The sequence below is a fragment of the Haloferax denitrificans ATCC 35960 genome (assembly GCF_000337795.1).
GTDB lineage: Archaea > Halobacteriota > Halobacteria > Halobacteriales > Haloferacaceae > Haloferax > Haloferax denitrificans.
This window is the reverse complement of sequence record NZ_AOLP01000012.1, coordinates 13,358-34,318: the sequence shown is the minus strand read 5'-3', so window position 1 is coordinate 34,318 and position 20,961 is coordinate 13,358. Positions and strand designations below refer to the sequence as shown.

Here is a 20,961-nt window from a genome sequence, read left to right as displayed (position 1 = left end):
ACCTGTTGCCATACCCGGCGATAGGCGGCGACGCGTGGAAAACGACTTCGGTCCCGGCCGTCCGCGAGCGGGAGACCGACGGCTCGACGGCGACCGAGACGGGTTGCGAACGCGGGCGACGGGGCGTGCGCAGAGAAATTACTTGACGCGGACGTAGTCGGTGAACACCACGACGTCGCCCCGCGAGAGCCGCGAGGTGGCCGGGTCGATGTCGAGCGACCCGGCGGGGCTGGCGGTCGCAAGCGCGTGTTGGGTCCGCTCGCTCAACTCGTCGAAGTGGTGGACGCGCACGCTGGGCGGGACGTCGGAGACGGGGGCGACGGTCGGCGGCGCGGTGGCGTCCGGAGAAGACGGTTGCTGTCCGTCTTTTGATGACATGTGGTAACACACTCCATGGAGAGAGATAAATGTTTGGCCGTTGGGGCGTGGGACGACGAGGGAACGGGCGGGCTGGCGACGGTGAGCGCGCCGGACGAAAGAGAGCCAAAACGGAAGCGAGCGAACCGCGGACGCGGTCGGGCCCGAGCCGGACCGAGCGGAACACGCGCAGACGCGGCTGGCCGGGTGAAAACAGCGGGAGCGGGTCCCGAGTTACTGTTCGGCCGCCGCGCCTTCGAGGTCGTCGAGCTGGAAGTCCTGCTTGACGAGGACCTCCTTCTGGCCGCTCACGTCGACCTGTTCGCGCATGAGCTTCTTGTACTTCGTCTGCGGCGAGAGGTCGCCGATGAGGACGCCGCCGACGATTTTGCCGTCCTTGATGGCGAGGCGCCGCCACTCGGTGTCGGAGTACTTGGCCTCGACGTGGTCGTCGCCGAGCGTCGGGTGGCCGAACGAGAGGAACGGGAAGTCGAAGTGGGTGATGGAGTACGACGAGACCCAGCGGAACTCCTCGGAGCCGTAGTCGACCATGTTCTTGGCCGCGATGGTGCCCTGCTCTTTGGCGGAGCCCCACGCGCCGTTCTGGGCGCGGTCGCCGAGGATGAGGTCGTGGAACTCGGTGATGTCACCGGCCGCGAAGATGTCGTCGTGGTTCGTCCGCATGAACTCGTCCGTGTAGATGCCGTTGTCGTACTCGATGTCGGTGCCACCGAGAATCTCCGTGTTGAAGTTCAGGCCGATGGCGATGCCGACGAAGTCGGCGTCGTAGCGGTCGCCGTTGGGGTCGACGGCGGTCGTGACGCGGTCGTTCTCGTCGACCTCGAAGTAGTCGACGCCGGAGTCGAAGACGGGTTCGACGTTGCGCTCGCGGAGCGCCTCGTGGATGATTTCCGCGCCCTCCTCGGAGAGCGCGTAGCGCCACCACGCCTTGCCGCGCATGAGATACTTGCCCTCGACCTCCTGAGCGGCCGTGATGGCCGCGAGGTCGATGCCGAGCAGGCCCGCGCCGATGACGACGGAGTTGTCCGCGCCCTCGATGTGCTCTTTGATGTCGCGGGCGTCCTGGAACGTCCAGAAGTGGTGGATGCCCTCGGCGTCGGAGTTCTCGACGGGGAGTTGGGTCGGCGTGCCGCCGATGGCGAGGAGGAGTTTGTCGTAGTCGTACTCGGTGCCGTCGTGGGCGGTGACGGTGTGGCCCTCGGGGTCGATGTCCGTGACGAGCGTGTTGAGTTCGAGGTCCACGTCGCGGTCGTCGTACCACGACTCGTCGTGGATGGAGATGGGGGCCTCGGGCAGTTTGCCCTTGGCGAATTCCTTGATGAGAATGCGGTTGTACAGCGGTTCGCCCTCGTCCGTGATGATGGTGATGTCGGCGTCGGGTTCCTCTTCGCGGAGTGTCTCAGCCGCTGAGGCCCCGGCGATACCGTCGCCGACGATCACGTACGATTGGCTCATGACCCGACGTTTGTATTCGGGGTTAATGTGGATTGCTATCTCCCTCATGATTGTTTCGCAGGCGGAAAACGGGGCGAGATGGGGAGACGGGAGCCGAATCGCGAGCGTTACTGCGTCTCACCGACCCGCTCGGCGAAGCCGCCGTCGGTGGCCGCGGGGCACTCCGACGGTGCCGACGCCGCGTCGTCGCCGCCGCGAGCGGGCGCGTCGCCGACGAGGCCGCGGACGCGGTCGAGAACGGCGCTGGCGGCGACCGCGCGGACGGTCCCGCGGACGCCGGCGACGCCGACGGCGAATCCGAGCGGCCACCCGAGGAACAGCGCCACGAAGCCGAGTCCCGGGGCGACCGGAGCGACGAGCGTCGCAGTGACGCCCGCCGCGAAGACGCCGATAACCGCCGCGACCGCGACGAGAGCGGTCTCCCAAAGCGTCCCGAACCGCCGCGGCATCGTCTCTCGCACGTCGCCGCGGCCGAGGTGAGTGTCGTTGACCATGGTCGTTCTCCTCGTCTGGAGAGACGACCGCCCACACCAAAGTAGTAATCTGAATTACATTTCTGTAAGCGGGCTTACCGGAGCGCACTTATGCAATTTCATCAACAGGTTCGACCGCGGAGTCGACGACCGACAGGTCGCCGTCGAGTTCGACGACGAGCGCCGCGTCGTCCTGTTCGATGCGGACGCGGATGCGCCACGGCTCCTCGGAGACGACGGTGAGCGCGTCGTCGCCGACGACCCACGGGAACCGCCAGAAGGCCGTCCCGCACACGTCGTTGCCCCGCGAGGAGAGGAAGCCGAGGACGGTCGACTCGTCGAGGAGCACCAGTCCCACGGGGGAGACGGCCTCGTAGGCGCACTGGGCACAGCGGTGGGTCACGACCACGTCGAGGTCGAACGGGTCGGCCTCGCGGGTCAGCGAGGTGCTCGTCGTCCCGCCGCACTCGGGGCAGACGCCGTCGGCGGCGAGGCAGTGGAGGTGTCGCACGCGCTGGTCGAACGCCGACAGGAGCGCCTCGGAACTGCGGCCTTCGAGGCCGCCGGGGGGGAACTCCTCGTGGGCGTGGGTGCGCGCGCAGTCGGCACAGGAGATAGTGAGTTTCTCGTCGCCGTAGTCGGCTTCGAGCGAGCCGCCGCAGGCGACGCAGGAGCCGGGTGCCGAAAAGGCGGGGAGGACGGGGTCTTCGTTGAACGTCCCCGCGAGCACGGCGCGGACGACCTTCTCGCCGGCGTGCCGGAAGTCGTAGCCCTCGTCGGTCTTGCGGACGAACTGGCCGCGGAGCTTTCCGAGGTGGTAGTTGAACCGCGCGCTGTCGTCGACGCCGACCCGGCGGCGGAGTTCGGAGAAGGGGACGGGGCGGTCGGGTGACTCCCAGAGCGCTTCGAGGATGGTGAGTCGGGTCTCGTCGGCGACGATGCCGAACGCTTCGGCCGGAGAGATGCAGTCGTCGCAGTCGAGGACCGAGTCCTCGCCGACGGATGCGGAGTCGCTCATACCCCTCACATACGGTCGAGGCGCATTAAATCACGTCGTGAAATCTCGTTCGGGAGGCCCGACTCGCGCCCGACTCGCGCCGGGGGGACCCACGGCGTCGCCCGCGGGACGCGCGACACCGACGCCCCCGGAGACGTGGTCTTTACGTGTATTCGACCCGAAGCGGACGACGAAATGAAGATTCGCCAGAACATCCGCCACTTCGCGACGAAGAAGGCCCTCACGATGCCGGTCATCGGCGACATCGCCACCGAGAAGATGGTGGACCTCCACGTTCGCATCTTCGGCGAGCGCGCGGACCCGGACCGCAGAGACGAGCGCGAGGACCACATGGCGGCGTTCTTCGAGTGCACGTTCGACACCTACATCGCGGCGCTCGACGCGGGCTACCCCGAGGCCGAGGCCCGCGAGATAACCCACGTCCAGGCCAACTTCGACTTCTACAACCACGGCTGGACCGAGATGATGGAGATTCCGGTGGACGAAATCGAGGCCCACTACGAGCGCTACGAGGAGTTCTTCGAGCGCCACGGCATCGACATCGCGGAGCCGCTGGGCGAGTTCCGCACCATCGACATCCCGGACGCGCCCGCGACGCTCGACAAACTCGACGACCCGGACCACCCCCACGCGGAGGGCGGCTTCGCCGACGACGTGTACGTCGAAGACGACTCCGGCGAGGTCGGCGTCGGCGGGACCGACGAGCCCGAAGACGTGGACGTGTCGGCCGCGCCGGGGATGCAGGACGTCGACCGAACCGACGAGAAGACCGCCTAAGAGGGGTCGCTCGGAGGCCCGCGCGGGGGCGGTTCCCGCTCAGTCGTCGGTCGGCACGGCGGGGCCGACGTCGACGACGCTGTTTTTCCACGTCCCGCGGGTGAACCACGCGAAGGCGAGAATCGCCACTCCGACGTTCGAGAAGGCGATGCCGTACCAGATGCCGGTCGGCCCCATGGAGAAGAACTCCACGAGGACGAACGCCGCGGGGATGCGAAGCACCCACAGCGAGATGAGCGAGAACACCATGGCCGTCCGGGTCGAGCCGCTCCCGCGGAACCCGCCGTTGACGACGTTGAACGCCCCGAGGAACAGGAACGTCGGGCCGATGATGCGGAGGTAGTCGACGCCGATGGCGATGACCTCCGCCTCGCCGGGGATGAACACCGAGACGATTGGCTCGGCGAACAGGTACGCGGCGGCGGAGACGAACACCAGCGCGGAGACGATGATGCCGATACCCCAGAACACGGCGCGTTCGGCGCGGTCCGGCTGGTCCGCGCCGAGGTTCTGGCCGACGACCGTCGAGGTCCCCTGCGCGAGGCCGATTGCCGGCAGGAAGACGAGCGAGTTGAGGCGGTTGCCGATACCGAACGCGGCGACCGCGGTCTCGGTGCTGGCCCCGCCGGCGTTGACGGCGGCGTAGGCGACGAGCGCCGTGAGAGCGGTCACGCCGAGCGCGCGGGTCGACTGCTCGATGCTCGACGGCGCGCCGATGCGGACGATGCGCTCGACCGTCTCGCGCTCCGGAATCAGGTCGCGCGGCGAGAGGCTGATGCCGACCCGCCCCGACAGCAGGAGCCAGAAGCCGACGAGCGCGCCGACGCCGCGGGAGAACACCGTGGCGATGGCCGCGCCCTGCACGCCGAAGCCGGTGAAGCCGGTCGCGGCGAAAAGCGACTGTCCGAGGCCTTCGAGGCCGACGAGGCCGAATATCGGGTTCGAGTTGAACCCGAGGATGAGAAACGGGTCGAGGAAGACGTTGATGACGACGCCGAGCGCCATCAGGTACATCGGCGTCCTCGTGTCGCCCCACCCGCGGAGGAGCGCCTGAAAGATGAAGAAGCCGAACATGAACGCGACGCCGAAGAAGATAGTGCGCGTGTAGTCGACCGCCAACTGGTGGACTTCCGTGCCGGGCGTCGTCCCGATGAGCGGGAGCAGTATCGGCGTCAACAGATAGCCGATGACCGCGAACCCGGCCGAGAGCAGGATGACGAACCCGAGGGTCTGGCCGGCGGCGTGGTCGACTTCGTCGTGGTTGCCCGCGCCCTTGTTCTGGGCGACGAGGACCGTCCCCGCGACGGTGAAGCCGCCGCCGAACGAAATCATGAGGAAGACGAGCGGCCACGAAAACGACAGCGCCGAGACGGCCTCGGAGCCGACGCGGCCGACCCAGAAGGTGTCGGCGAGGTTGTACGCCACCTGCATGATCTGCGAGAAGACGAGCGGGAGCGACAGCACCAACATCGGCTTGACGAGGTCGCCGTCGACGAGGTTGACGTCCCGGGCCTTCGCGCTCATTCGTCGCCCCCCTCGCGCACGAGGTTCTCGACGACGAACTCGTCGAGCGCGGCGCGGACCTCGGTCGGCGCGTCGAAAGCGGACTGGCTCGCCGTCTCGGTGCCCGAGGGGTCCGTCACGGCGACGCGCTGGAGGCGCGCGCCGTCGAGCGCGGCGAAGAGGAGCGACGCGGTCCGGTCGGCGTCGACCTCGCGGAAGTCACCCTTCTCGACGCCCTCGCGGATGATGTCGGCGAGCCGGCGGCGGATGACCGCCTCGTTGCGGGCGATCTGCTCGCGGTAGGCCTCGACGTAGGGAGCCTGCGTCCGCAGTTCGTTGAGCGCCAGGCCGAAGCGGTCGTAGTCGCGGTCGTCGTCCGCGCCGGGGACCATCTTGTCGAGGAGGACCCGGAGGCGCGTCTCGGGGGCGTCGCCCTCGGTCGCGGCGACCCGCGCTTCGAAGCGGTCGAACAGGTAGCCGAGAAAGGCGACGAGCAGTTCCTGTTTCGTCCCGTAGTGGTAGTGGAGGAGGGACTTGCTCTTGCCGGCCTCGTCGGCGATTCGTTGCATCGTCAGGTCCGCGTAGCCGTGGGCGCACAGCGCCCGGTAGGTCGCGGCCATCAGTTCTTCGTGGACCTCGTCGGGGACCGACTGGTCCGGCGTTTCGTCTGCACTCACTAACTGACTAGTCAGTCAGCCACTTAAAAAGGGGTTGCGAACGGGAAACCGTTTGCCGGTAAGTGTGCGACTGCGCGGCACGAGAGAACGCGGCACGGCGCGAGCGCCGCGAGCGGGTGAGAAGAGCCTCGAAACTCGGAGCCGACGCCGCTACAGGCTCCGGTCGATTCGGTCTGCGACCTCGTAGCCGGCGACGATACCGCCGTTCAGCGACCGCTCGGGGTACTGCGCTTCGGAGGCCATGCCGGCGTAGTAGACGCCCTCGGCAACGTCGTCGCCGAGGTCGTAGGGGACCACGAGGTCGAGATAGCCCCGCTCGTACACCGGGCCGGCGCGGGGGTTACGCGCGATTTTGAACTCCTCGACCGCTCTGCGGTCGAAGTCGGGGAACATGTCTTCTATCTCGTCGAACCACGCGTCTTCGACCTCCTCGTCGCTCATCTGCCAGAGCTCTTCGTGCGGCCCCTGCACGTAACTGGCGACGTACAGCAGGTGGTCGCCGCCGTAGCGCTCTTTCGGCACGAAGTTCGTGTGCTCGATGAGCGACCCGAACGGCGCGTCGTGGGCGATGTTGAGCCAGTAGGTGTCCATCAGCGACTCCGACATGGTCGCCAGCCCGCAGACCGCCCCCTGGAAGTCGATGTCGCAGGGGAAGCCCGTGAGGTCTTCGAGCACGTTCGGCATCGTCGCCACGACGACCGACTCGACCTCGTGGGTCTCGGTCCCGTCGTCGGTCTCGACGGTCAGCGACGAGACTTCCTCGCCGGCGGTGTCGAGTTCGGTCACGCGCGCGCCGGTTTCGATGTGCTCGCGGCCGACCGCCTCGACGAGCGCGTCGATGAAGGGGGCGAAGCCGCCGTCGAAGTAGCCGAGTTTCTCGCCGCGGAGCAGGTCGCGCTCGCCGCGGAAGCGCACGCGTCCGAGGAACCACGACGCCGACACGTCGTGTTTGCGCTCGCCGAACTTCCCGTCGAGGAGCGGGTCGACGAAGTTGTCGTAGACGCCCCGGGTCGTGTGCTCGACGACGAACTCCTCGATGGGGGTGTGTTCGTACTCGGCGAGGTCCTCGTAGGCGTCGAAGTCGGGGACGCCCCCGCGCACGTCGACGCCGAGGGTGAGCATCCCGAGGCGGAACTTGTCGTAGAGGCTCATGTGGGGGTACGCGGCGATCTGCCACGCGGTGTCCAGCGGGTGGACGACGCCGTCGACGTAGTAGGCGTTCTTGCCGATGCGCCACTCCAAGTCGTCTTCGAGGCCGAGTTCCCCGGCGAGTTCGACGATGGTCTCTTCGGACTTCGAGAGGTGGTGGTAGAACCTCTCGATGTCGTCGCCGTCCGTCTCGTAGGTCGCGGCGAGGCCGCCGAGGGAGTCGGCCGCCTCGAAGACTCGAACGTCGTGACCCCGGTTCTGGAGTCGGTACGCCGCGGCGAGGCCCGCGATGCCGCCGCCGACGATGCCTATCATGCCCCGACGTTCGGCGTCGGGTGGAAAGTCCTTTCTGATTGGCCGGATGCGCCGCCGTCGGAGTCGGCGACCGCGGGGCGCATCATCGCGGCCGCCGAGTGACCGAGACGGGGGTCGGTTGCGACGTTCGCCACATTTTTATCTGCGATAAGGCAACAGCGGGGCATGGTTACGGTCCGCGCACCCGCCACGAGCGCCAACCTCGGAAGTGGGTTCGATGTCTTCGGCGTGGCTCTCGACCGCCCCGCCGACATCGTGCACGTCGAACGGGCGGACCGGACGACGATCGAAGTGACCGGCGTCGGAAGTCAGTACATCCCGACCGACCCCGACCGGAACGTCGTCGGCGCGGTCGCGGAGGCGCTCGACGCCCCCGCGCACATCCGCATCGACAAGGGCGTCCGCCCGTCGTCCGGCCTCGGGTCGTCGGCGGCGAGTTCGGCCGCCGCCGCCCTCGCGCTGAACGAACTGTACGACCGCGGCCTCTCCCGCGAGGAACTCGTCCCCGTCGCCGCCGAGGGCGAGGCGGTCGTCTCCGGCGAGGCCCACGCCGACAACGTCGCGCCCGCGCTCCTCGGCGGCTTCACCGTCGCGACCGACGAGGGCGTGACGACCGTCGACGCCGACATCCCGCTCGTCGCCTGCCTCCCCGAAATCGCCGTCTCGACCCGCGACGCCCGCCGCGTCGTCCCGAGCGACGCCAGCATCGAGGACATGGTCCACACGGTCGGCCGGGCGGCGACCCTCGCGGTTGGCATGTGCCGCCGCGACGCCGACCTCGTCGGCGCGGGGATGGACGACCGCGTCGTCACGCCCGCGCGAGCGGAACTCATCAACGGCTACCACGAGGTCCGCGAGGCCGCCCTCGACGCGGGCGCGACCGGCGTCACCGTCTCCGGTGCCGGCCCGTCGGTCCTCGGCGTCTGCCAAGCCGCCGACCGCACCCGCGTCGCCGGCGCGATGCTCGAAGCGTTCGACGAGGCGGACGTGGACGCCCGCGCCTACAAGACGCGGGTCGGTCGCGGGGCAGAAGTATTCGAATCCTGAGTGGTACAGAGCGAACCACACTCACACTCGGATTTCGGTTTTCATCGTTTCTGAGCCACTGTAACGCGTTATCGCGGTCGCTGGTAACACGATTCCGAGAAGACTTTTCTCACTATCACGATATATTCGAATCATGGAACGAGCACTCGTCGTCGTCTCCCCCGAAGAACGGTCGCACCGAATCCTCCGCGAGGCCGGCGAACTCGCCGCCGGGAGCGGCGCGGAGCTCGTCGTCCTCACCGTCCTCCCCGACGAGGAGTTCGAGCGGACCCGCTCGGCGCTCGCCAGCGTCGGCTCCCCGGACGTGGTGTACGGCATCGACCAAGCTATCGAGTCGGCCACCCGCCGCGCCAAGCGCGTCGCCCGCGAGGCGTTCGAGGGGCTGGACCTCGACTACCGCATCGTCGCCGACATCGGCCCCGAGGCGGACACCATCTTAGAGACGGCCCGCTGGGAGGGCTGTGACCACCTCTTTATCGCCGGTCGCCGCCGGTCGCCCGCCGGGAAGCTCATCTCTCGGGACATGACGCAGTCGGTCATGCTCAACTTCGACGGTCCGGTCACCGTCCTCCTCGGCGAGGAGTCGTCCGACGACGCGAAGGGGAAAAAAGAGGGGAAGTCGGGACTCCTCGCCTGAGACGGGCGTCGCGCCGAGACAGAGAAAAGCGGAATCGGAATCGGAATCGGAATCGAAAACCGAGACGGTGAGTCAGTCGTCGTCCGCCGGGCGTCGCCGCGTTAGACGCCGCGACCCTGCAGTTTGTCCTCGTCGGCCATGCCGACGTTCGCCTCGCCTTTCATGCCCTTGCCGATGCCGGCGGCGATGTCGGCGAGCGTGTCGGGGTCGTCCCAGTTGTTGACGGCCTCGACGATTGCCTCGCCCATCTGTTCGGGGTCCTCCGCGCCGAAGATGCCGGAGCCGACGAAGATGCCGTCGCACTCGTGGTACATCATGAGCGCGGCGTCCGCGGGCGTGGCGATGCCGCCGGCCGCGAAGTTGACGACCGGCAGGCGACCCATCTCGGCCGTCTCGTGGACGAGTTCGGCGGGCGCTTCGTGCTCGCGGGCCCACTTCTCGCGCTCGTCGAAGTTGAGGCCGGTCAGCGACCGAATCTGGTGTTTGATGGTGCGCTGGTGGGTGACGGCCTGGTTCACGTCGCCCGTGCCGGCCTCGCCCTTGGTGCGAATCATCGCCGCGCCCTCGTTGATGCGGCGGAGCGCCTCGGGGAGGTTGCGCGCGCCGCAGACGAACGGCGAGGTGAACTCGCGCTTGTCGATGTGGTAGTCGTTGTCCGCCGGGGTGAGCACCTCGCTCTCGTCTATCATGTCCACGCCGATGGATTCGAGAATCTGTGCCTCGGTGAAGTGGCCGATGCGGGCCTTCCCCATCACCGGAATGGAGACGGCGTCGATGATCTCTTTGACCGTCTCGGGGTCGGCCATGCGTGAGACCCCGCCGCGCTTGCGGATGTCGGCCGGGACGGCTTCGAGCGCCATGACGGCGACCGCGCCGGCTTCCTCGGCGATTTTCGCTTGCTCTGCGTCCACGACGTCCATGATGACGCCGCCCTTCTGCATCTGGGCGAACCCGCGCTTGACGAGTTCGGTCCCGCGCCGAAGCTCCTCCAGGTCGGTCTCCTCTGGCATATCCGTCGGTTGCGACTGGGTTCACTTAAGCGGTCGCTTCCATCCGTCAACCGTTCGCATTCCGCACAGGATGTGGTTCTCGGTCGGTGGCTCGGGTCGTCGTAGCACCGCGATTCCGGCCGCGGTCACCGAGACCGGCACCACTTTTGTGCCCCCCCGCTTCGGCGTGGGTATGGACGCGGCGACCCGACTGCGCCGACTGCTCGACGACCCCCGCCGACTCTTCGCCGACGACAATCTCCCGGCGGGAGCCGACCTCCCGCGGTGGCTCGCGCCCCTGCCGGAGTGGCTGGAGAACTTCGGCCTCAACATCGCGTGGCTCGTGGTCGTCATCAACCTCGTCGGGACCGCCTTCGGCTTCTGGTACTACGGCTACCAGTTCGGCCTCGAGCCGACCGCGATGTGGCCGCTCGTCCCCGACAGCCCCGTCGCCACGCTGTTCATCGCGCTGTCGCTCGCGCTCTGGAAACTCGGGCGCTCGAACGAGTACGTCAACGCCCTCGCGTTCTTCGGCTGTCTCAAACTCGGGCTGTGGACGCCGTACGTCCTCCTCGCGTTCAAAGCCGACTTCTCGTACCTCCACTGGGCGATGTACAACTTCCTCTTTTGGAGCCACCTCGCCATGGTCGTCGAGGCGTTTCTCATCCAGCGGTACGCCGAGTTCCCGTCTCTCGCCGTCCTCGTCGCGGTCGGCTGGTACGCCCTCAACGACCTCGTGGACTACTTCGTCCCCATCGCCGGCACGCCGCATCACACGCTCATCCCGGCCGAGCCAATCGTCGACGGCGTCGTCCAGCACGTCTCGCCCGCCCACGAGTACGCCGCGGCGGGCGCGGTCCTCCTGACGGTCGCGGCGACGTTCCTCGCGCTCGCGACGCGGGTCGCAAAGCTCGAACGAGGCGTCATCGACTGACCGGAAAACGACGCGCCATCGACTGAGTCGGACGTAGCCTTTTGCCTCGGCGCGCCCAACCGACGAGCCATGAGCCTCTTCGACCGCGTGGCCGACCTCCCGGTGACCGTCGAGTCCGTCTCCCGCGACCGCTTCGAGAGCGACACGTCGAGCGGCTTTCTCCGCAAGACGACGGTGTTCTCGCTCGCCGGCGACGGCGCGGTCGGCCGCGGCGAGGACGTGACGTACGACGCCGAGGACCACGACGCCCTCGCGGACGCGCCCGCGGACGCCTTCGACCTCGCCGGACGCTACGACTCCTTCGCCGACTTCTCCGCGGCGCTCGACGGCGTCGACCTGTTCCCGACGAAACCGCCCGAGCGCGAGACGGCCGAACACTACCGGCGTTGGGCGCTCGAATCCGCCGGCCTCGACCTCGCGCTCCGACAGGCCGACACCGACCTCGCGTCCGCCGCCGGCCGCGAGCGCGACCCGGTTCGGTTCGTGGCGAGCACCCGACTCGGCGACCCGCCGTCGGCCGACCGCGTCGAGGCGCTCCTCGACCGCGACCCCGACTGCGAGTTCAAACTCGACCCGACAACTGATTGGCACGACGAGCTTGTGTCGTCGCTCGCCGCGCGCGACTGCGTCCGCATCCTCGACCTCAAAGGGCAGTACGAGGGAACCGAGGTGGACCAAGCCCCGGACCCGGAACTCTACGAGCGCGTCCTGTCGGGTTTCCCCGACGCCGTCGTCGAGGACCCGGCGTTCACCGACGAGACGCGTCCGCTGTTCGACGGCCACGAAGGTCGCGTCTCGTGGGACGCCCCGATTACCGGCGTCGAATCAGTCGAAACCCTCCCGTTTGAGCCGTCGTGGCTAAATATCAAGCCCTCGCGGTTCGGCACGGTCGAGTCGCTGTTCGACACCATCGAGTACGCCGACGCCCGCGGGATGTCGCTGTACGGCGGCGGCCAGTTCGAACTCGACGTGGGCCGTGACCACGTCCAACTGCTCGCGTCGGTGTTCTACCCCGGCGGTCCGAACGACGTGGCCCCCCGCGAGTACAACCTCCCCGACCCGCCGGCGGAACTGCCGACGAGTCCGCTCGTGCCGTCGGCTGACCCGTCCGGGCTGGACTTCTGAGAACCGAAAAACAGTCGCGTCAAACGGACGCGCCGAGGGGTGCGCTGACCGCGCTCACTCGCCTTGCTGGACTTCGAATATCTCGTCGGCGACGAGGCCGTGGGCCTCTTCGTGGACTTTCGCCCCGGCCTCCTTGTTCGGTGCCTCGAAGAGGCAGAACACCGCGCCGTCCGTCTCGTCGACCCAGTAGCGCTTGTAGTTCACCCCGTACTTGCCCTGCGTTTCGAGGTCGGCGCGGTGGGCCTCGGCGACGTCTTTCGCACTTCCCTCTACGTTCCGGTGGACGTCCATGTATAGCGGCATGGTTGCTAGTGTATAGCACTCCGAAGCTCATAACCGTTCTTCGATAGTTACCAGAATATTCTGATATAACCGTCACGACCTCGCCTGCTTGGGGTATCACCGGCTCGAACGCCACAAAATTACTATCAGATAGTTTATTATCCACGCCGCGGCCCGCGGTCGCCGCCGACTCACTCGTCGTCCGTCGCCTACTCGTCGCTGTCGGCGTGGGCGCGGACCCACAGTTCGCCGATGCGGGACAGGCGCGTCCGATAGGACTTCCCGCGTTCCTCCTGTTCGATGTAGCCCTTGCCGCCGGGGCCGAGGCGGTCGACGTTGTAGATGACCTTCGACCGGAAGGAGTCGGTGTACTCCTCGTTCATCTCGCGGGCGAGCGCCTCCGCGAGTTCGGAGACCGACCCGAACTCGCCGTGTTCGCCGAGTTTGAACAGGATGACCTCCTCGAACGGCTTGACGTTGGAGAACGACGCCACCGGGAGTTCGACGATGTGGCGGCCGTCAATCTGCTTCGCGCCGATGGTCGTCCCGCGCTCGTCGAACTCCGACAGCAGGTCGGAGGTGGCGTCGAGGCGCTCGCGGATGCGGTCGGCGTCGATTTCGCCGGATTCGAGCAGGTCCTGTAAGAGGGTGCGCTCGGTTCGCAGTTCCTCGGCGAGTTCGGTTTCGAGGTACTTCTCGGGGGCCGTGTAGTAGGTGTGGATGCGCTCGCGGTCGGCCTGTCGCTCGACCATGATGGAGTGGGCGGCGGTGGCGAAGGCGAAGGAGACCGGCCGGGGCATCGCGCTCACGTTGACCCACACCTCGCCGGGTTCGTCGTCGTCGCCGCGGAGTTCGTCGTCGGCGTCGAGTTCGGCGTTGATGAGGTCGTACGCCTGCTCGAACGCCGCGTCGTAGTCGTACACGTCGTCGACGATGACGCGTTCCGTCTCCGCGCCGAGGAGGTTCTCGAAGTCCTTTTCGAGCTTTCCCGAGAGGTTCCGCGAGTACTCGACGTTCGCCTCGCTCCCGACGGCCCCTTCGAGGAGGATGACGCGGTCCACGTCCAACTGATCGCGGATGAGCGGCGCGATGAGTCGGTCGTAGTCGAAGCCGACGGGAACGATGTGCGTCTGCATACGTGGTACGTCGGCGGGGGTAGTTATGAAACCGACCAACTGAGCCGACTATCACACCCCGTCCCACACCGCGCGACCCCACCGCTCCCACGCCAGCCACGCGACCACGCCGCCGACGAACGCGACGCCCAAATTCACCGCGACGCCGACGACGCCGATAGCGACCACGAGGGGATAGCCGTCCGCGCGGGCCAGACTGGTCAGACTCGTCCGCGCCAGTTGCAAGCCGATAATCGCTAAGACGACGCCGAGCATGGCGACCGGGTAGGCGGCGACCACGTCGGCGGCGAACAGGGCGACGAGGACGTAGCCGACGCCGAGAATCACGTTCGCGCCGGCGGTCCGCGCGCCGAAGGCGTACTTGCCGGCGACGCCGCCACTGCCGTGGCACATGGGAAAGCCGCCGAAGGGGACCGCGAGGAGGTTCATCGCGCCCATGCTGGTGGCGAGTTCGTCGGCGGAGATGTCCCGGTCGAAGTAGTCCGCGAGCAGGACCGACGTGGCGAGCGCGGCGTTGCCGACGGTCATCGCCAACTGGGCGACCGCGGCCTCCGCGGCCGAGAGCGAGAGGTTCCCGAGCGAGAACAGTCCGGCGTCGCCGACCGACGGGACGGTGAGCGACAGGTGGCCCACGTCGGCGAAGGCGACCGCGCCGCCGACCGCGAGGACGGCGAGGGCGCTCACGTTCGAGCGTCTGGTGAGGAGGGCGACGGCGGCGACGGCGACCGCAAGACCGGCGAGCGGGAGGTCACCCGCGCCGAGTTCGAGACCCGTCGAGAGGAGGACGAGCGCGACGCCGAACTGGACGCCGCGGACGACCGGCGCGCCGATATAGCGACTCACGCGACCGAGCGAGCGGGTGCGACCGATAGCGAGGAGGACGACGCCGAGGCCGAATCCGGCGAGGAGCGCCTCGCCGGTCGTGACCGTCTCGGCGAGGACGAGCGCGGCAAGCGCCTTCATCGGTTCGACCGACAGCGGGGCCGCGTAGTACAGCCCCCAGACGACCTGAAACACGCCGAACCAGATGAGCACGACCGCCAACGAGAGGTCGGTCAGGCGGGCGACGGCGACGACGATGGGGAGGACCGTAACCGAATCACCGACCGCGCCGGTGAACTCGTGCCACTCGAAGTCCACCGCGAGTTCGTCGCCGTACGGGAACGAGACGCCCATTTGAGTGGGGATTCCGCGTCAACGGGGAAATGTATTTGCGTAATCGAGATGCGGCACGGTGTCCAGTTCGGGAAACCGAAGGCGGTTACACCAATTCGAGCGGACCCCCGACGCTCACTCGAACGTCGAGAGGTCGAAGTGGACGCCGCCGCGGAGGTAATCGACGCCCATAAACAGCATCACGGGGGCGAGCAGGAGCGCGAACAGGCCGCCGAAGTAGGGGTCGCCGCGGGTGTCGAGGACGGACGAGAGGCCGCCCACGAGTATGGCCAGCCCGAAACAGACGTAGCCCGCGCCCGCGACGACGTGCCACCGGAGGGTCGTCGACCCGAGGGCGACCGACTCGCGGACGCCGGCGACGACCAACAGCACGCCGGCGGCGGCGAACAGCGCGAATCGGGCGACAGAAAGCGGGTGGGCGAGCGCGCCGAGAAGCGCGAGACCGCCCGCGATGAGGAGGTCGAACACCCCGACGACGGCGAGAAATCGGCGGTCCATGTGCGCCGCTCTCGACGCGGAGATGTAAAACCAACTACAATCCAGCGGCCGACAGGTCGGCGGCTCCAGCGGGCTCGCCGCCGACCGCTCACTCCGTCGCCGACAGGTCGGCCGACGCAACGACGGTGGCGAACTCGCCGTTGAGGTGCGCCAGCGCGGTGCGGTGCATCTCGTCGGCCGAGAAGTGCTCGCCGTCGTAGCTCTCGCGTTCGAACGTCGCGGTCGCGTCCGCGGGGACGAACACCTCGAAGCCGAGGTTCTCGGCCATCCGAGTGGTCGTCGAGACGCAGTGGTCGGTCGTGAGACCGCAGACGACGAGCGTCGAGGCGTCGCGCTCGCGGAGCCACGCTTCGAGGTCGGTCCCGATGAAACCGCTGTTGACGCGCTTCGTGAACACCGGTTCGCCGTCGGCGGGTTCGGCTTCCGGCTTCCACGCGAAGCCCTCGCGGTCGCTCCGAAGCGGCGAGTCGGGTTCGGTGGAGTCGTGGCGGACGTGGACGACCGGGCGGTCGGCCGCGCGCCACGCCGCGAGCAGGTCGGCGACGCGCGCCTCCATCTCGGGGTTGTTGCGGTCGCCCCACGCGGGGTCGTCGAAGCCGACCTGCATATCGATACAGACGAGCACGGCGTCGGCCGAGAGGTCGGCGTCGGCCGGGAAGTCGACGGCGGTCATCGGTCGGCCCCCGAATCGGACCCCGACATCAGTCGTCCGCCGGAGCCATCGGCACTTTCGGGTGCTCGCGGGTGATGCGAATCGGGCACTCGTCGGGCGCTTGCGACTCGTCCGACGAGAACATGTACTGCGGCCACTCGCGGTCGCCCTCGACGCCCCAGTCGCCGAGGTCGGCGTGCGGGCAGACGCCGTCGTACTCCTCGATGCGGTTCTGGATGACCTCGCGGGCCTTCTGGCCGGCCTCGGTGTCGGCGGTGATGCCGTCGAACAGCGCGCGCGGCTGGAAGGTGATTTCGAGCCCCCACGGGCAGTAGCGACTGACGCGCTCGTCGTAGAACGGCGCGCGGGTCGTCGGGAACATCGGCTCGCCGCCGAAGGAGAACTCCCACGTCGGGTCGTCGGGGTCGGTCGGGATGTCCGCCGGCCACGGCTCGGGGTCGTTGACGTGGAGGAACTGGAGGATGTGCCAGAGTCGCTCGTGGTAGTCGGCCTCGGAGAGGTCCTCCGCCGGCGGCTTGAAGAACGTGACGAGCGAGCACGCCTCGGAGTAGTCGGGGTACACCTCCAGATATTCGAGGAGGCTCTCGCGGAGCGCCAACAGCGCGTCCTTGTCGGTCATTGAATCCACGAAGGTGTAGAGGGCGTCGCCGTTTCGCTCGGACTCGATACCGAAGTAACACGGGAACGGCGCGCCGTCGCGGTCGCCGAGCATCGTCTCGCGGAACGTCTCGTAGTGCTTTCTCGCCCAGTCGGGGAGGTCGCCGTCGTCGAGGCGGCGGCGGAGCACGTCCTGCTCCATGAGCACTTGGTGACCCGACTCGTTCATGCGCGTCAATTGGAGTCAGCGGCTTTGAGAGTTCGGGTTCGCCGGCCGAACCCGACCCTCGAAACGGCGGGGAACGACCCTCGGTCTGGCGGTCGAAGTCGCCGTCATCCCCAGCTTCAGAGCTGGCGGTCGAGCTTCAGAGCGGGCGGTCAAGCTTCAGATACCGCGTCTCGTACCCCATCGACTCGTAACACGACCGGGCGGCGTCGTTGTCGGCGTGGACGCTCAGGGCGGCCCGCTCGCACCCCCGGTCGCGGCCCCACTCGTGGGCCCGTTCGAGGAGTTCCGTGCCGACGCCCTCGCCTCGGGCCGCGGGCGCGACGTAGAGGTCTTTCACCTTGGCGACCGGCCCGCGGGCGAACACGGGCGGCGACTCGGACGCGGCGACGGTGACGTACCCGCGGAGCGACCTCTCGTCGGAGTCCGGTCCCGCCCCAGACTCCGCCGCCGACTCCCCGTCCGCGACCGCGACGAACGTCTGAACGCCCTCGGTTTCCACCTGCTCGGACCGGTAGTCGAGCGCCTCGGCGCGCACGTCCGCGTCCTCGGCCAGCGCGTCGTAGTCGTCGACATCGCCCATCTCCGCGGCGAACGGGAGCCACAGGTCGTCCACTAAGTCCTCCACCTCGTCGGCTCGGAGCGGTCGAGTTCCCATGAGTCACCGACGACTCGCGGCGGTGTCAAAAGAGTAACTGTATTCGCCGGTCGCTGAAGCGGGTTCCGACCGCCTCACTCGATTTCGAGGCCGCTCGCGTCGGCACCGTCGTCCGCGCCCTCGTCCCATTCGAGTTCGAACTCGACGCTCAGTTCGCCGGGGCTCCCCGCGGGGCCCTCGCGCTCGGCTTTCACCTCGAACGTCGGCGACGCGGGCAGCTCCATCGTCACCGTCTGGTCCCCAGATTTCAGCGTAATCGGCTCGCCCGCGTCGAGTTTGTCGGCGACGGCGCGGAGGTACGAGGCGATTTCGGCGCGGGTCTGTCGGTTCTCGGATTTGAACAGCACTTCTTCGGGCATGGAGAGACGTTACTCGCGCAGGGGGATAAGGTTCGGTACGGTCGAACCCGGACCGGCGGCGGTCCGGGCTCAGTCGGCACGGAGGCCGTCGGTGAAGCGAGACTGGTTCTCCTCGGGCGCGGCGGCGGTCATCGCGGAGACGCCGACGGTCAAGAGCGCCGACAGCGCCATCCCCCAGAGGGCGTAGTCCCACGTGAGGTAGGTCGCGCCGAACAGCGTCACCGACCCGACTTCGATTGCGGGGACGAACACGTGCGCGAGGTAGAACGCCTGCGAGCCGAGGATGCCGGCGAACATGCCCGTTCGGGTCGTCTTCGCCCAGTAGAGCGCGACGATGACCGGCAGGGCCATCTGTGCGAACCCGCCGAAGGCGGTGTCGCCGACCGAGACGAGCGTGCCGGGGCGGAACAGGCTGGCGACGAAGGTGAGCGTGGCGAACAGGGCGACGCCGATGCGGGCCAGCCACGCCTCGCGGGCCTCGCTCGCGTCGGGATTGACGAACGGTCGGTAGAGGTCGCGGGTGAAGTACGACGACCCAGACAGGAGCATCGAGTCCGACGACGACATCATCGCGGCCATCGCGCCGGCGATGACGAGCGCGGCGAACCACACCGGCGTGTACTCGTTGAGGAGCACGGGGAGGACGTTCGCGCCCTCGGGGACGGTGACACCGAGGCCGGCGGCCCACGTGCCGAGGATGAACGCGGGCACGAAAAGCAGGACGACGAGCACGGGCCACAGGGCGAACGAGCGCTTGAGGACGGCGCTCGACTTGGCGACGAAGAAGCGCTGGTTTATCTGCGGGAACATCGCCACGCCGAAGGCGATGGTGACGGCCGACGAGATGATGAACTGCGGCGAGTAGAGGCCGCCGCCGAGCGCGAGGAACTCGGGTTCGTTCGTCGCGAGGGCGTTCGAGAGCGCCGTGGGGCCGCCGGCCGCGGTGGCGACCCAGCCGACCGCGAGCCAGACGACGCCGAGCATGAACAGCCCCTGCAGGGTGTCGGTCCACGCGACGCCGCGGAGCCCCGCGATGACGACGTAGGCAATCATGAACACCGTGATACCGGCCGCGCCGGCCCAGTACGGGACCATCCCGTTGGTCAGGCCGACGATGGCCTCGCCCGCGCCCATCTGCTGGAGCATCACGTACGGGAACAGCCAAAACAGGCTGATGCCGGCGACGAGGGCGCGCAGGCGGGTCGAGCCGAAGCGGTCGCCGAGCATCTCGCCGAGGGTGACGTAGCCGTGGGCGCGGCCGACGAGCCACTGCTTGTAGCCGACGACGTACCAGAGGATTGCGAACAGCACGCCGTCCATGACGCCCATCACGAGAATCCACTCGGGGCCGGCCCGGTAGGCGAGGTCGGGGCCGCCGAAGAACGTGAAGGCAGAGAGGAGCGTCGCGAAGGTCGTAAACAGGAGGACGACGGTGCCGATGGAGCGGCCGGCGAGGTAGTAGTCCTCCGCGTCGCGGCTGGTCAGCCGGTAGGCGAGTAAGCCGACCGCGAGCGCGACCACGAGGTACGCGCCGACGACGCCGAGTTGGATGCCGAGCGCCGAGACCATCAGCGACCCTCCCCGACGATGCCGCGGTCCCACGCCGTCCGGGTGAACAGGTGGAAGACGACCGCGGTCAGGCCCATCCAGCCGATGTGCCACCAGAGCCACAGCGGCAGGCCGGCGAAGACCCTGCTGTCGCCCCAGAGGAACCACGGGACGGCGAACGTCACGAGGATTGCGAAGACGGCAACCCAGCGGTAGTCGATGCGCACTCGCGTCATTCGTAGGAACGATAATCGATAACGAGGCGTAAATCTTACTCTATCGACCTACGTTGCCCCGTATTGAAGAACTATTTTCTTCAACACCGGCCGTCGAACGACCGGGACCACCCACGTCGCGGCCGCGTCGCGGGCGGCGGAGCGGCGGTCTCGTCGGTCGGCCGCGGCGGACCGAGCGCCGAAACAGTTTCCAGCGGCGCGGACGAGCGGACGCACATGAACTTCGGCATCCAGCTCTACTCGCTTCGAGACCTCGACGAGCCGACCGCGGCGCTCGTTCGCCGCGCCGCGGACGCCGGCTTCGACGGGGTGGAGTTCGCGGGCGTCGACGACGCGGCGGCGGTCCGCGCGGCGCTCGACGAGACCGGGGTCGCCGCTCCCGCCGCCCACGTCCCCATCGAGGACCTCGAAGCCGACCTCGACGCGGTCTGCGAGCGCTACGGCGCACTCGGCGTCGAGACGCTCGTGGTGCCGTACCTGCCGCCCGAGGCGTTCGCCGACGCCGACGCGGTCGACGAGACCGCACACCGGCTGGACGACCTGACCGCGAAGTGCGACGACCGGGGCGTCAGACTGCTCTACCACAACCACGACCACGAACTCGTCACGGTCGAGGGCGAGCCCGCGCTCGACCGGCTCGCCGAGGAGTCGGGTATCGGCTTCGAACTCGACCTCGCGTGGGTGCTCGCCGCCGGCTACGACCCCGTCGCGTACGTCGACCGCTACGCCGACCGGACCCCGGTCGTCCACCTGAAAGACGTCGTTCTCGACGCCGACGCGGAGCGCGGCGGGCGACCCGTACCGCTCGGCGAGGGCGAACTGGACATCGACCGCTGTCTCGCGGCCGCCCGCGACGGGTTCGTCGAGTGGGCCGTCGCCGAACACGACTTCCCGGAGGACCCGGCGGCGTTCTGTCGGGACGCCGGGGGTTTCGTCGCGACGCACCGAACCGACGAGGAGGCGTAACGAATCGGGCGGGCGGCGACGCCGGCGGGAGAGCGCCCGTTCGCCGAGGTCACAGCGGGTTCGGGGGCGGCGGCGAGCGGCCGGCCGACGTTCGAACCATCGGCCACGATAGATATTTCCCTCGGGCGC

24 protein-coding genes are annotated in these 20,961 nt (G+C 68.1%); 6 read left to right on the top strand and 18 right to left on the bottom strand.

Annotated features, from left to right (window positions below; genetic code table 11):
* Window positions 1–138: 138 nt before the first annotated feature.
* The 4 genes from C438_RS11985 to C438_RS11970 all read right to left on the bottom strand — a co-directional run bounded on the left by C438_RS11985 (window position 139) and on the right by C438_RS11970 (window position 3,324).
* Window positions 139–378 (bottom strand): hypothetical protein, encoded by a 240-nt coding sequence (locus tag C438_RS11985; protein ID WP_049918010.1) that lies wholly within the window; start codon window positions 376–378, stop codon window positions 139–141.
* 213 nt (window positions 379–591) lie between these two features.
* Window positions 592–1,833 carry an NAD(P)/FAD-dependent oxidoreductase gene (locus C438_RS11980; protein WP_004969667.1) on the bottom strand — a complete coding sequence of 414 codons (1,242 nt, stop codon included), beginning with the start codon at window positions 1,831–1,833 and terminating at the stop codon, window positions 592–594.
* 107 nt (window positions 1,834–1,940) lie between these two features.
* Window positions 1,941–2,327, bottom strand: coding sequence for a hypothetical protein (locus tag C438_RS11975; protein WP_004969666.1), 387 nt, complete (start codon window positions 2,325–2,327; stop codon window positions 1,941–1,943).
* 88 nt (window positions 2,328–2,415) lie between these two features.
* Window positions 2,416–3,324: a winged helix-turn-helix domain-containing protein gene (locus C438_RS11970; RefSeq protein ID WP_004969665.1), complete on the bottom strand. Its 909-nt coding sequence runs from the start codon at window positions 3,322–3,324 to the stop codon at window positions 2,416–2,418.
* Between the two features lie 135 nt (window positions 3,325–3,459).
* Here C438_RS11970 and C438_RS11965 point away from each other — a divergent pair, with 135 nt between their 5' ends.
* Entirely contained in the window at window positions 3,460–4,101 is a 642-nt protein-coding gene (locus C438_RS11965; RefSeq protein WP_004969664.1) for a DUF6149 family protein, read from the top strand.
* Window positions 4,102–4,140: 39 nt separating this feature from the next.
* Here C438_RS11965 and C438_RS11960 read toward each other — a convergent pair whose 3' ends face one another.
* The 3 genes from C438_RS11960 to C438_RS11950 all read right to left on the bottom strand — a co-directional run bounded on the left by C438_RS11960 (window position 4,141) and on the right by C438_RS11950 (window position 7,745).
* Window positions 4,141–5,625 (bottom strand): MATE family efflux transporter, encoded by a 1,485-nt coding sequence (locus tag C438_RS11960; protein ID WP_004969663.1) that lies wholly within the window; start codon window positions 5,623–5,625, stop codon window positions 4,141–4,143.
* The gene (locus tag C438_RS11955; RefSeq protein ID WP_004969662.1) at window positions 5,622–6,281 is read right to left on the bottom strand and encodes a TetR/AcrR family transcriptional regulator; all 660 of its coding nucleotides are present in this window, start codon (window positions 6,279–6,281) and stop codon (window positions 5,622–5,624) included. Before C438_RS11955 ends, C438_RS11960 begins: the two co-directional genes overlap by 4 nt.
* Before the next feature lie 150 nt (window positions 6,282–6,431).
* Entirely contained in the window at window positions 6,432–7,745 is a 1,314-nt protein-coding gene (locus C438_RS11950; protein WP_004969661.1) for an NAD(P)/FAD-dependent oxidoreductase, read from the bottom strand.
* A 165-nt stretch (window positions 7,746–7,910) separates the two neighbouring features.
* Between C438_RS11950 and C438_RS11945 the strand changes: the two genes are divergently transcribed.
* Window positions 7,911–8,792 carry a homoserine kinase gene (locus tag C438_RS11945; RefSeq protein ID WP_004969660.1) on the top strand — a complete coding sequence of 294 codons (882 nt, stop codon included), beginning with the start codon at window positions 7,911–7,913 and terminating at the stop codon, window positions 8,790–8,792.
* A 133-nt stretch (window positions 8,793–8,925) separates the two neighbouring features.
* Window positions 8,926–9,429, top strand: a complete 504-nt coding sequence (locus C438_RS11940) for a universal stress protein (protein ID WP_004969659.1) — start codon at window positions 8,926–8,928, stop codon at window positions 9,427–9,429.
* Between the two features lie 101 nt (window positions 9,430–9,530).
* Here the strand turns inward: C438_RS11940 and pdxS are convergent, their stop codons facing one another.
* Window positions 9,531–10,439 (bottom strand): pyridoxal 5'-phosphate synthase lyase subunit PdxS, encoded by a 909-nt coding sequence (gene pdxS, locus C438_RS11935; protein ID WP_004969658.1) that lies wholly within the window; start codon window positions 10,437–10,439, stop codon window positions 9,531–9,533.
* Window positions 10,440–10,611: 172 nt separating this feature from the next.
* Here pdxS and C438_RS11930 point away from each other — a divergent pair, with 172 nt between their 5' ends.
* Both C438_RS11930 and C438_RS11925 read left to right on the top strand, forming a co-directional pair.
* A complete protein-coding gene (locus C438_RS11930; RefSeq protein ID WP_004969657.1) occupies window positions 10,612–11,352 on the top strand; it encodes a DUF1405 domain-containing protein in 741 nt (246 codons plus the stop codon).
* 69 nt (window positions 11,353–11,421) lie between these two features.
* A complete protein-coding gene (locus C438_RS11925) occupies window positions 11,422–12,477 on the top strand; it encodes a hypothetical protein (RefSeq protein ID WP_004969656.1) in 1,056 nt (351 codons plus the stop codon).
* 54 nt (window positions 12,478–12,531) lie between these two features.
* Here C438_RS11925 and C438_RS11920 read toward each other — a convergent pair whose 3' ends face one another.
* The 10 genes from C438_RS11920 to C438_RS11875 all read right to left on the bottom strand — a co-directional run bounded on the left by C438_RS11920 (window position 12,532) and on the right by C438_RS11875 (window position 19,866).
* Window positions 12,532–12,780: a DUF4242 domain-containing protein gene (locus tag C438_RS11920; RefSeq protein WP_152421770.1), complete on the bottom strand. Its 249-nt coding sequence runs from the start codon at window positions 12,778–12,780 to the stop codon at window positions 12,532–12,534.
* A gap of 188 nt (window positions 12,781–12,968) precedes the next feature.
* Window positions 12,969–13,895 carry an HFX_2341 family transcriptional regulator gene (locus tag C438_RS11915; protein WP_004969654.1) on the bottom strand — a complete coding sequence of 309 codons (927 nt, stop codon included), beginning with the start codon at window positions 13,893–13,895 and terminating at the stop codon, window positions 12,969–12,971.
* A gap of 51 nt (window positions 13,896–13,946) precedes the next feature.
* Complete coding sequence (locus C438_RS11910; RefSeq protein WP_004969653.1) at window positions 13,947–15,071, bottom strand: putative sulfate/molybdate transporter; 1,125 nt, start codon at window positions 15,069–15,071, stop codon at window positions 13,947–13,949.
* Window positions 15,072–15,185: 114 nt separating this feature from the next.
* Window positions 15,186–15,569 carry a hypothetical protein gene (locus C438_RS11905; RefSeq protein ID WP_004969652.1) on the bottom strand — a complete coding sequence of 128 codons (384 nt, stop codon included), beginning with the start codon at window positions 15,567–15,569 and terminating at the stop codon, window positions 15,186–15,188.
* A gap of 88 nt (window positions 15,570–15,657) precedes the next feature.
* A complete protein-coding gene (locus C438_RS11900) occupies window positions 15,658–16,242 on the bottom strand; it encodes a cysteine hydrolase family protein (RefSeq protein WP_004969651.1) in 585 nt (194 codons plus the stop codon).
* 28 nt (window positions 16,243–16,270) lie between these two features.
* On the bottom strand, window positions 16,271–17,068 hold the full coding sequence (locus tag C438_RS11895) for a YqcI/YcgG family protein (RefSeq protein ID WP_004969650.1): 798 nt from the start codon (window positions 17,066–17,068) through the stop codon (window positions 16,271–16,273).
* Between the two features lie 136 nt (window positions 17,069–17,204).
* Window positions 17,205–17,723 carry a GNAT family N-acetyltransferase gene (locus tag C438_RS11890; RefSeq protein WP_004969649.1) on the bottom strand — a complete coding sequence of 173 codons (519 nt, stop codon included), beginning with the start codon at window positions 17,721–17,723 and terminating at the stop codon, window positions 17,205–17,207.
* 74 nt (window positions 17,724–17,797) lie between these two features.
* Window positions 17,798–18,082 (bottom strand): amphi-Trp domain-containing protein, encoded by a 285-nt coding sequence (locus tag C438_RS11885; protein WP_004969648.1) that lies wholly within the window; start codon window positions 18,080–18,082, stop codon window positions 17,798–17,800.
* 69 nt (window positions 18,083–18,151) lie between these two features.
* The gene (locus C438_RS11880) at window positions 18,152–19,651 is read right to left on the bottom strand and encodes a sodium:solute symporter family protein (RefSeq protein WP_004969647.1); all 1,500 of its coding nucleotides are present in this window, start codon (window positions 19,649–19,651) and stop codon (window positions 18,152–18,154) included.
* A complete protein-coding gene (locus C438_RS11875) occupies window positions 19,651–19,866 on the bottom strand; it encodes a DUF3311 domain-containing protein (protein ID WP_004042215.1) in 216 nt (71 codons plus the stop codon). Before C438_RS11875 ends, C438_RS11880 begins: the two co-directional genes overlap by 1 nt.
* A 216-nt stretch (window positions 19,867–20,082) precedes the next feature.
* On the opposite strand from C438_RS11875, the gene C438_RS11870 reads away from it, so the two are divergent.
* Entirely contained in the window at window positions 20,083–20,832 is a 750-nt protein-coding gene (locus C438_RS11870) for a sugar phosphate isomerase/epimerase family protein (protein WP_049918038.1), read from the top strand.
* The last annotated feature ends 129 nt before the right edge of the window (window positions 20,833–20,961 follow it).

What these genes read in the sequence shown, in the direction of transcription:
- C438_RS11875 (WP_004042215.1), bottom strand. Translation starts at nt 19,866, where the DNA reads ATGACGCGAGTGCGCATCGACTACCGCTGGGTTGCCGTCTTCGCAATC.
- C438_RS11950 (WP_004969661.1), bottom strand. Translation starts at nt 7,745, where the DNA reads ATGATAGGCATCGTCGGCGGCGGCATCGCGGGCCTCGCCGCGGCGTAC.
- C438_RS11900 (WP_004969651.1), bottom strand. Translation starts at nt 16,242, where the DNA reads ATGACCGCCGTCGACTTCCCGGCCGACGCCGACCTCTCGGCCGACGCC.
- C438_RS11980 (WP_004969667.1), bottom strand. Translation starts at nt 1,833, where the DNA reads ATGAGCCAATCGTACGTGATCGTCGGCGACGGTATCGCCGGGGCCTCA.
- C438_RS11880 (WP_004969647.1), bottom strand. Translation starts at nt 19,651, where the DNA reads ATGGTCTCGGCGCTCGGCATCCAACTCGGCGTCGTCGGCGCGTACCTC.
- C438_RS11890 (WP_004969649.1), bottom strand. Translation starts at nt 17,723, where the DNA reads ATGGGAACTCGACCGCTCCGAGCCGACGAGGTGGAGGACTTAGTGGAC.
- C438_RS11925 (WP_004969656.1), top strand. Translation starts at nt 11,422, where the DNA reads ATGAGCCTCTTCGACCGCGTGGCCGACCTCCCGGTGACCGTCGAGTCC.
- C438_RS11975 (WP_004969666.1), bottom strand. Translation starts at nt 2,327, where the DNA reads ATGGTCAACGACACTCACCTCGGCCGCGGCGACGTGCGAGAGACGATG.
- C438_RS11870 (WP_049918038.1), top strand. Translation starts at nt 20,083, where the DNA reads ATGAACTTCGGCATCCAGCTCTACTCGCTTCGAGACCTCGACGAGCCG.
- C438_RS11945 (WP_004969660.1), top strand. Translation starts at nt 7,911, where the DNA reads ATGGTTACGGTCCGCGCACCCGCCACGAGCGCCAACCTCGGAAGTGGG.
- C438_RS11885 (WP_004969648.1), bottom strand. Translation starts at nt 18,082, where the DNA reads ATGCCCGAAGAAGTGCTGTTCAAATCCGAGAACCGACAGACCCGCGCC.
- C438_RS11940 (WP_004969659.1), top strand. Translation starts at nt 8,926, where the DNA reads ATGGAACGAGCACTCGTCGTCGTCTCCCCCGAAGAACGGTCGCACCGA.
- C438_RS11985 (WP_049918010.1), bottom strand. Translation starts at nt 378, where the DNA reads ATGTCATCAAAAGACGGACAGCAACCGTCTTCTCCGGACGCCACCGCG.
- C438_RS11960 (WP_004969663.1), bottom strand. Translation starts at nt 5,625, where the DNA reads ATGAGCGCGAAGGCCCGGGACGTCAACCTCGTCGACGGCGACCTCGTC.
- C438_RS11915 (WP_004969654.1), bottom strand. Translation starts at nt 13,895, where the DNA reads ATGCAGACGCACATCGTTCCCGTCGGCTTCGACTACGACCGACTCATC.
- C438_RS11920 (WP_152421770.1), bottom strand. Translation starts at nt 12,780, where the DNA reads ATGCCGCTATACATGGACGTCCACCGGAACGTAGAGGGAAGTGCGAAA.
- C438_RS11895 (WP_004969650.1), bottom strand. Translation starts at nt 17,068, where the DNA reads ATGAACGAGTCGGGTCACCAAGTGCTCATGGAGCAGGACGTGCTCCGC.
- pdxS (WP_004969658.1), bottom strand. Translation starts at nt 10,439, where the DNA reads ATGCCAGAGGAGACCGACCTGGAGGAGCTTCGGCGCGGGACCGAACTC.
- C438_RS11905 (WP_004969652.1), bottom strand. Translation starts at nt 15,569, where the DNA reads ATGGACCGCCGATTTCTCGCCGTCGTCGGGGTGTTCGACCTCCTCATC.
- C438_RS11910 (WP_004969653.1), bottom strand. Translation starts at nt 15,071, where the DNA reads ATGGGCGTCTCGTTCCCGTACGGCGACGAACTCGCGGTGGACTTCGAG.
- C438_RS11970 (WP_004969665.1), bottom strand. Translation starts at nt 3,324, where the DNA reads ATGAGCGACTCCGCATCCGTCGGCGAGGACTCGGTCCTCGACTGCGAC.
- C438_RS11930 (WP_004969657.1), top strand. Translation starts at nt 10,612, where the DNA reads ATGGACGCGGCGACCCGACTGCGCCGACTGCTCGACGACCCCCGCCGA.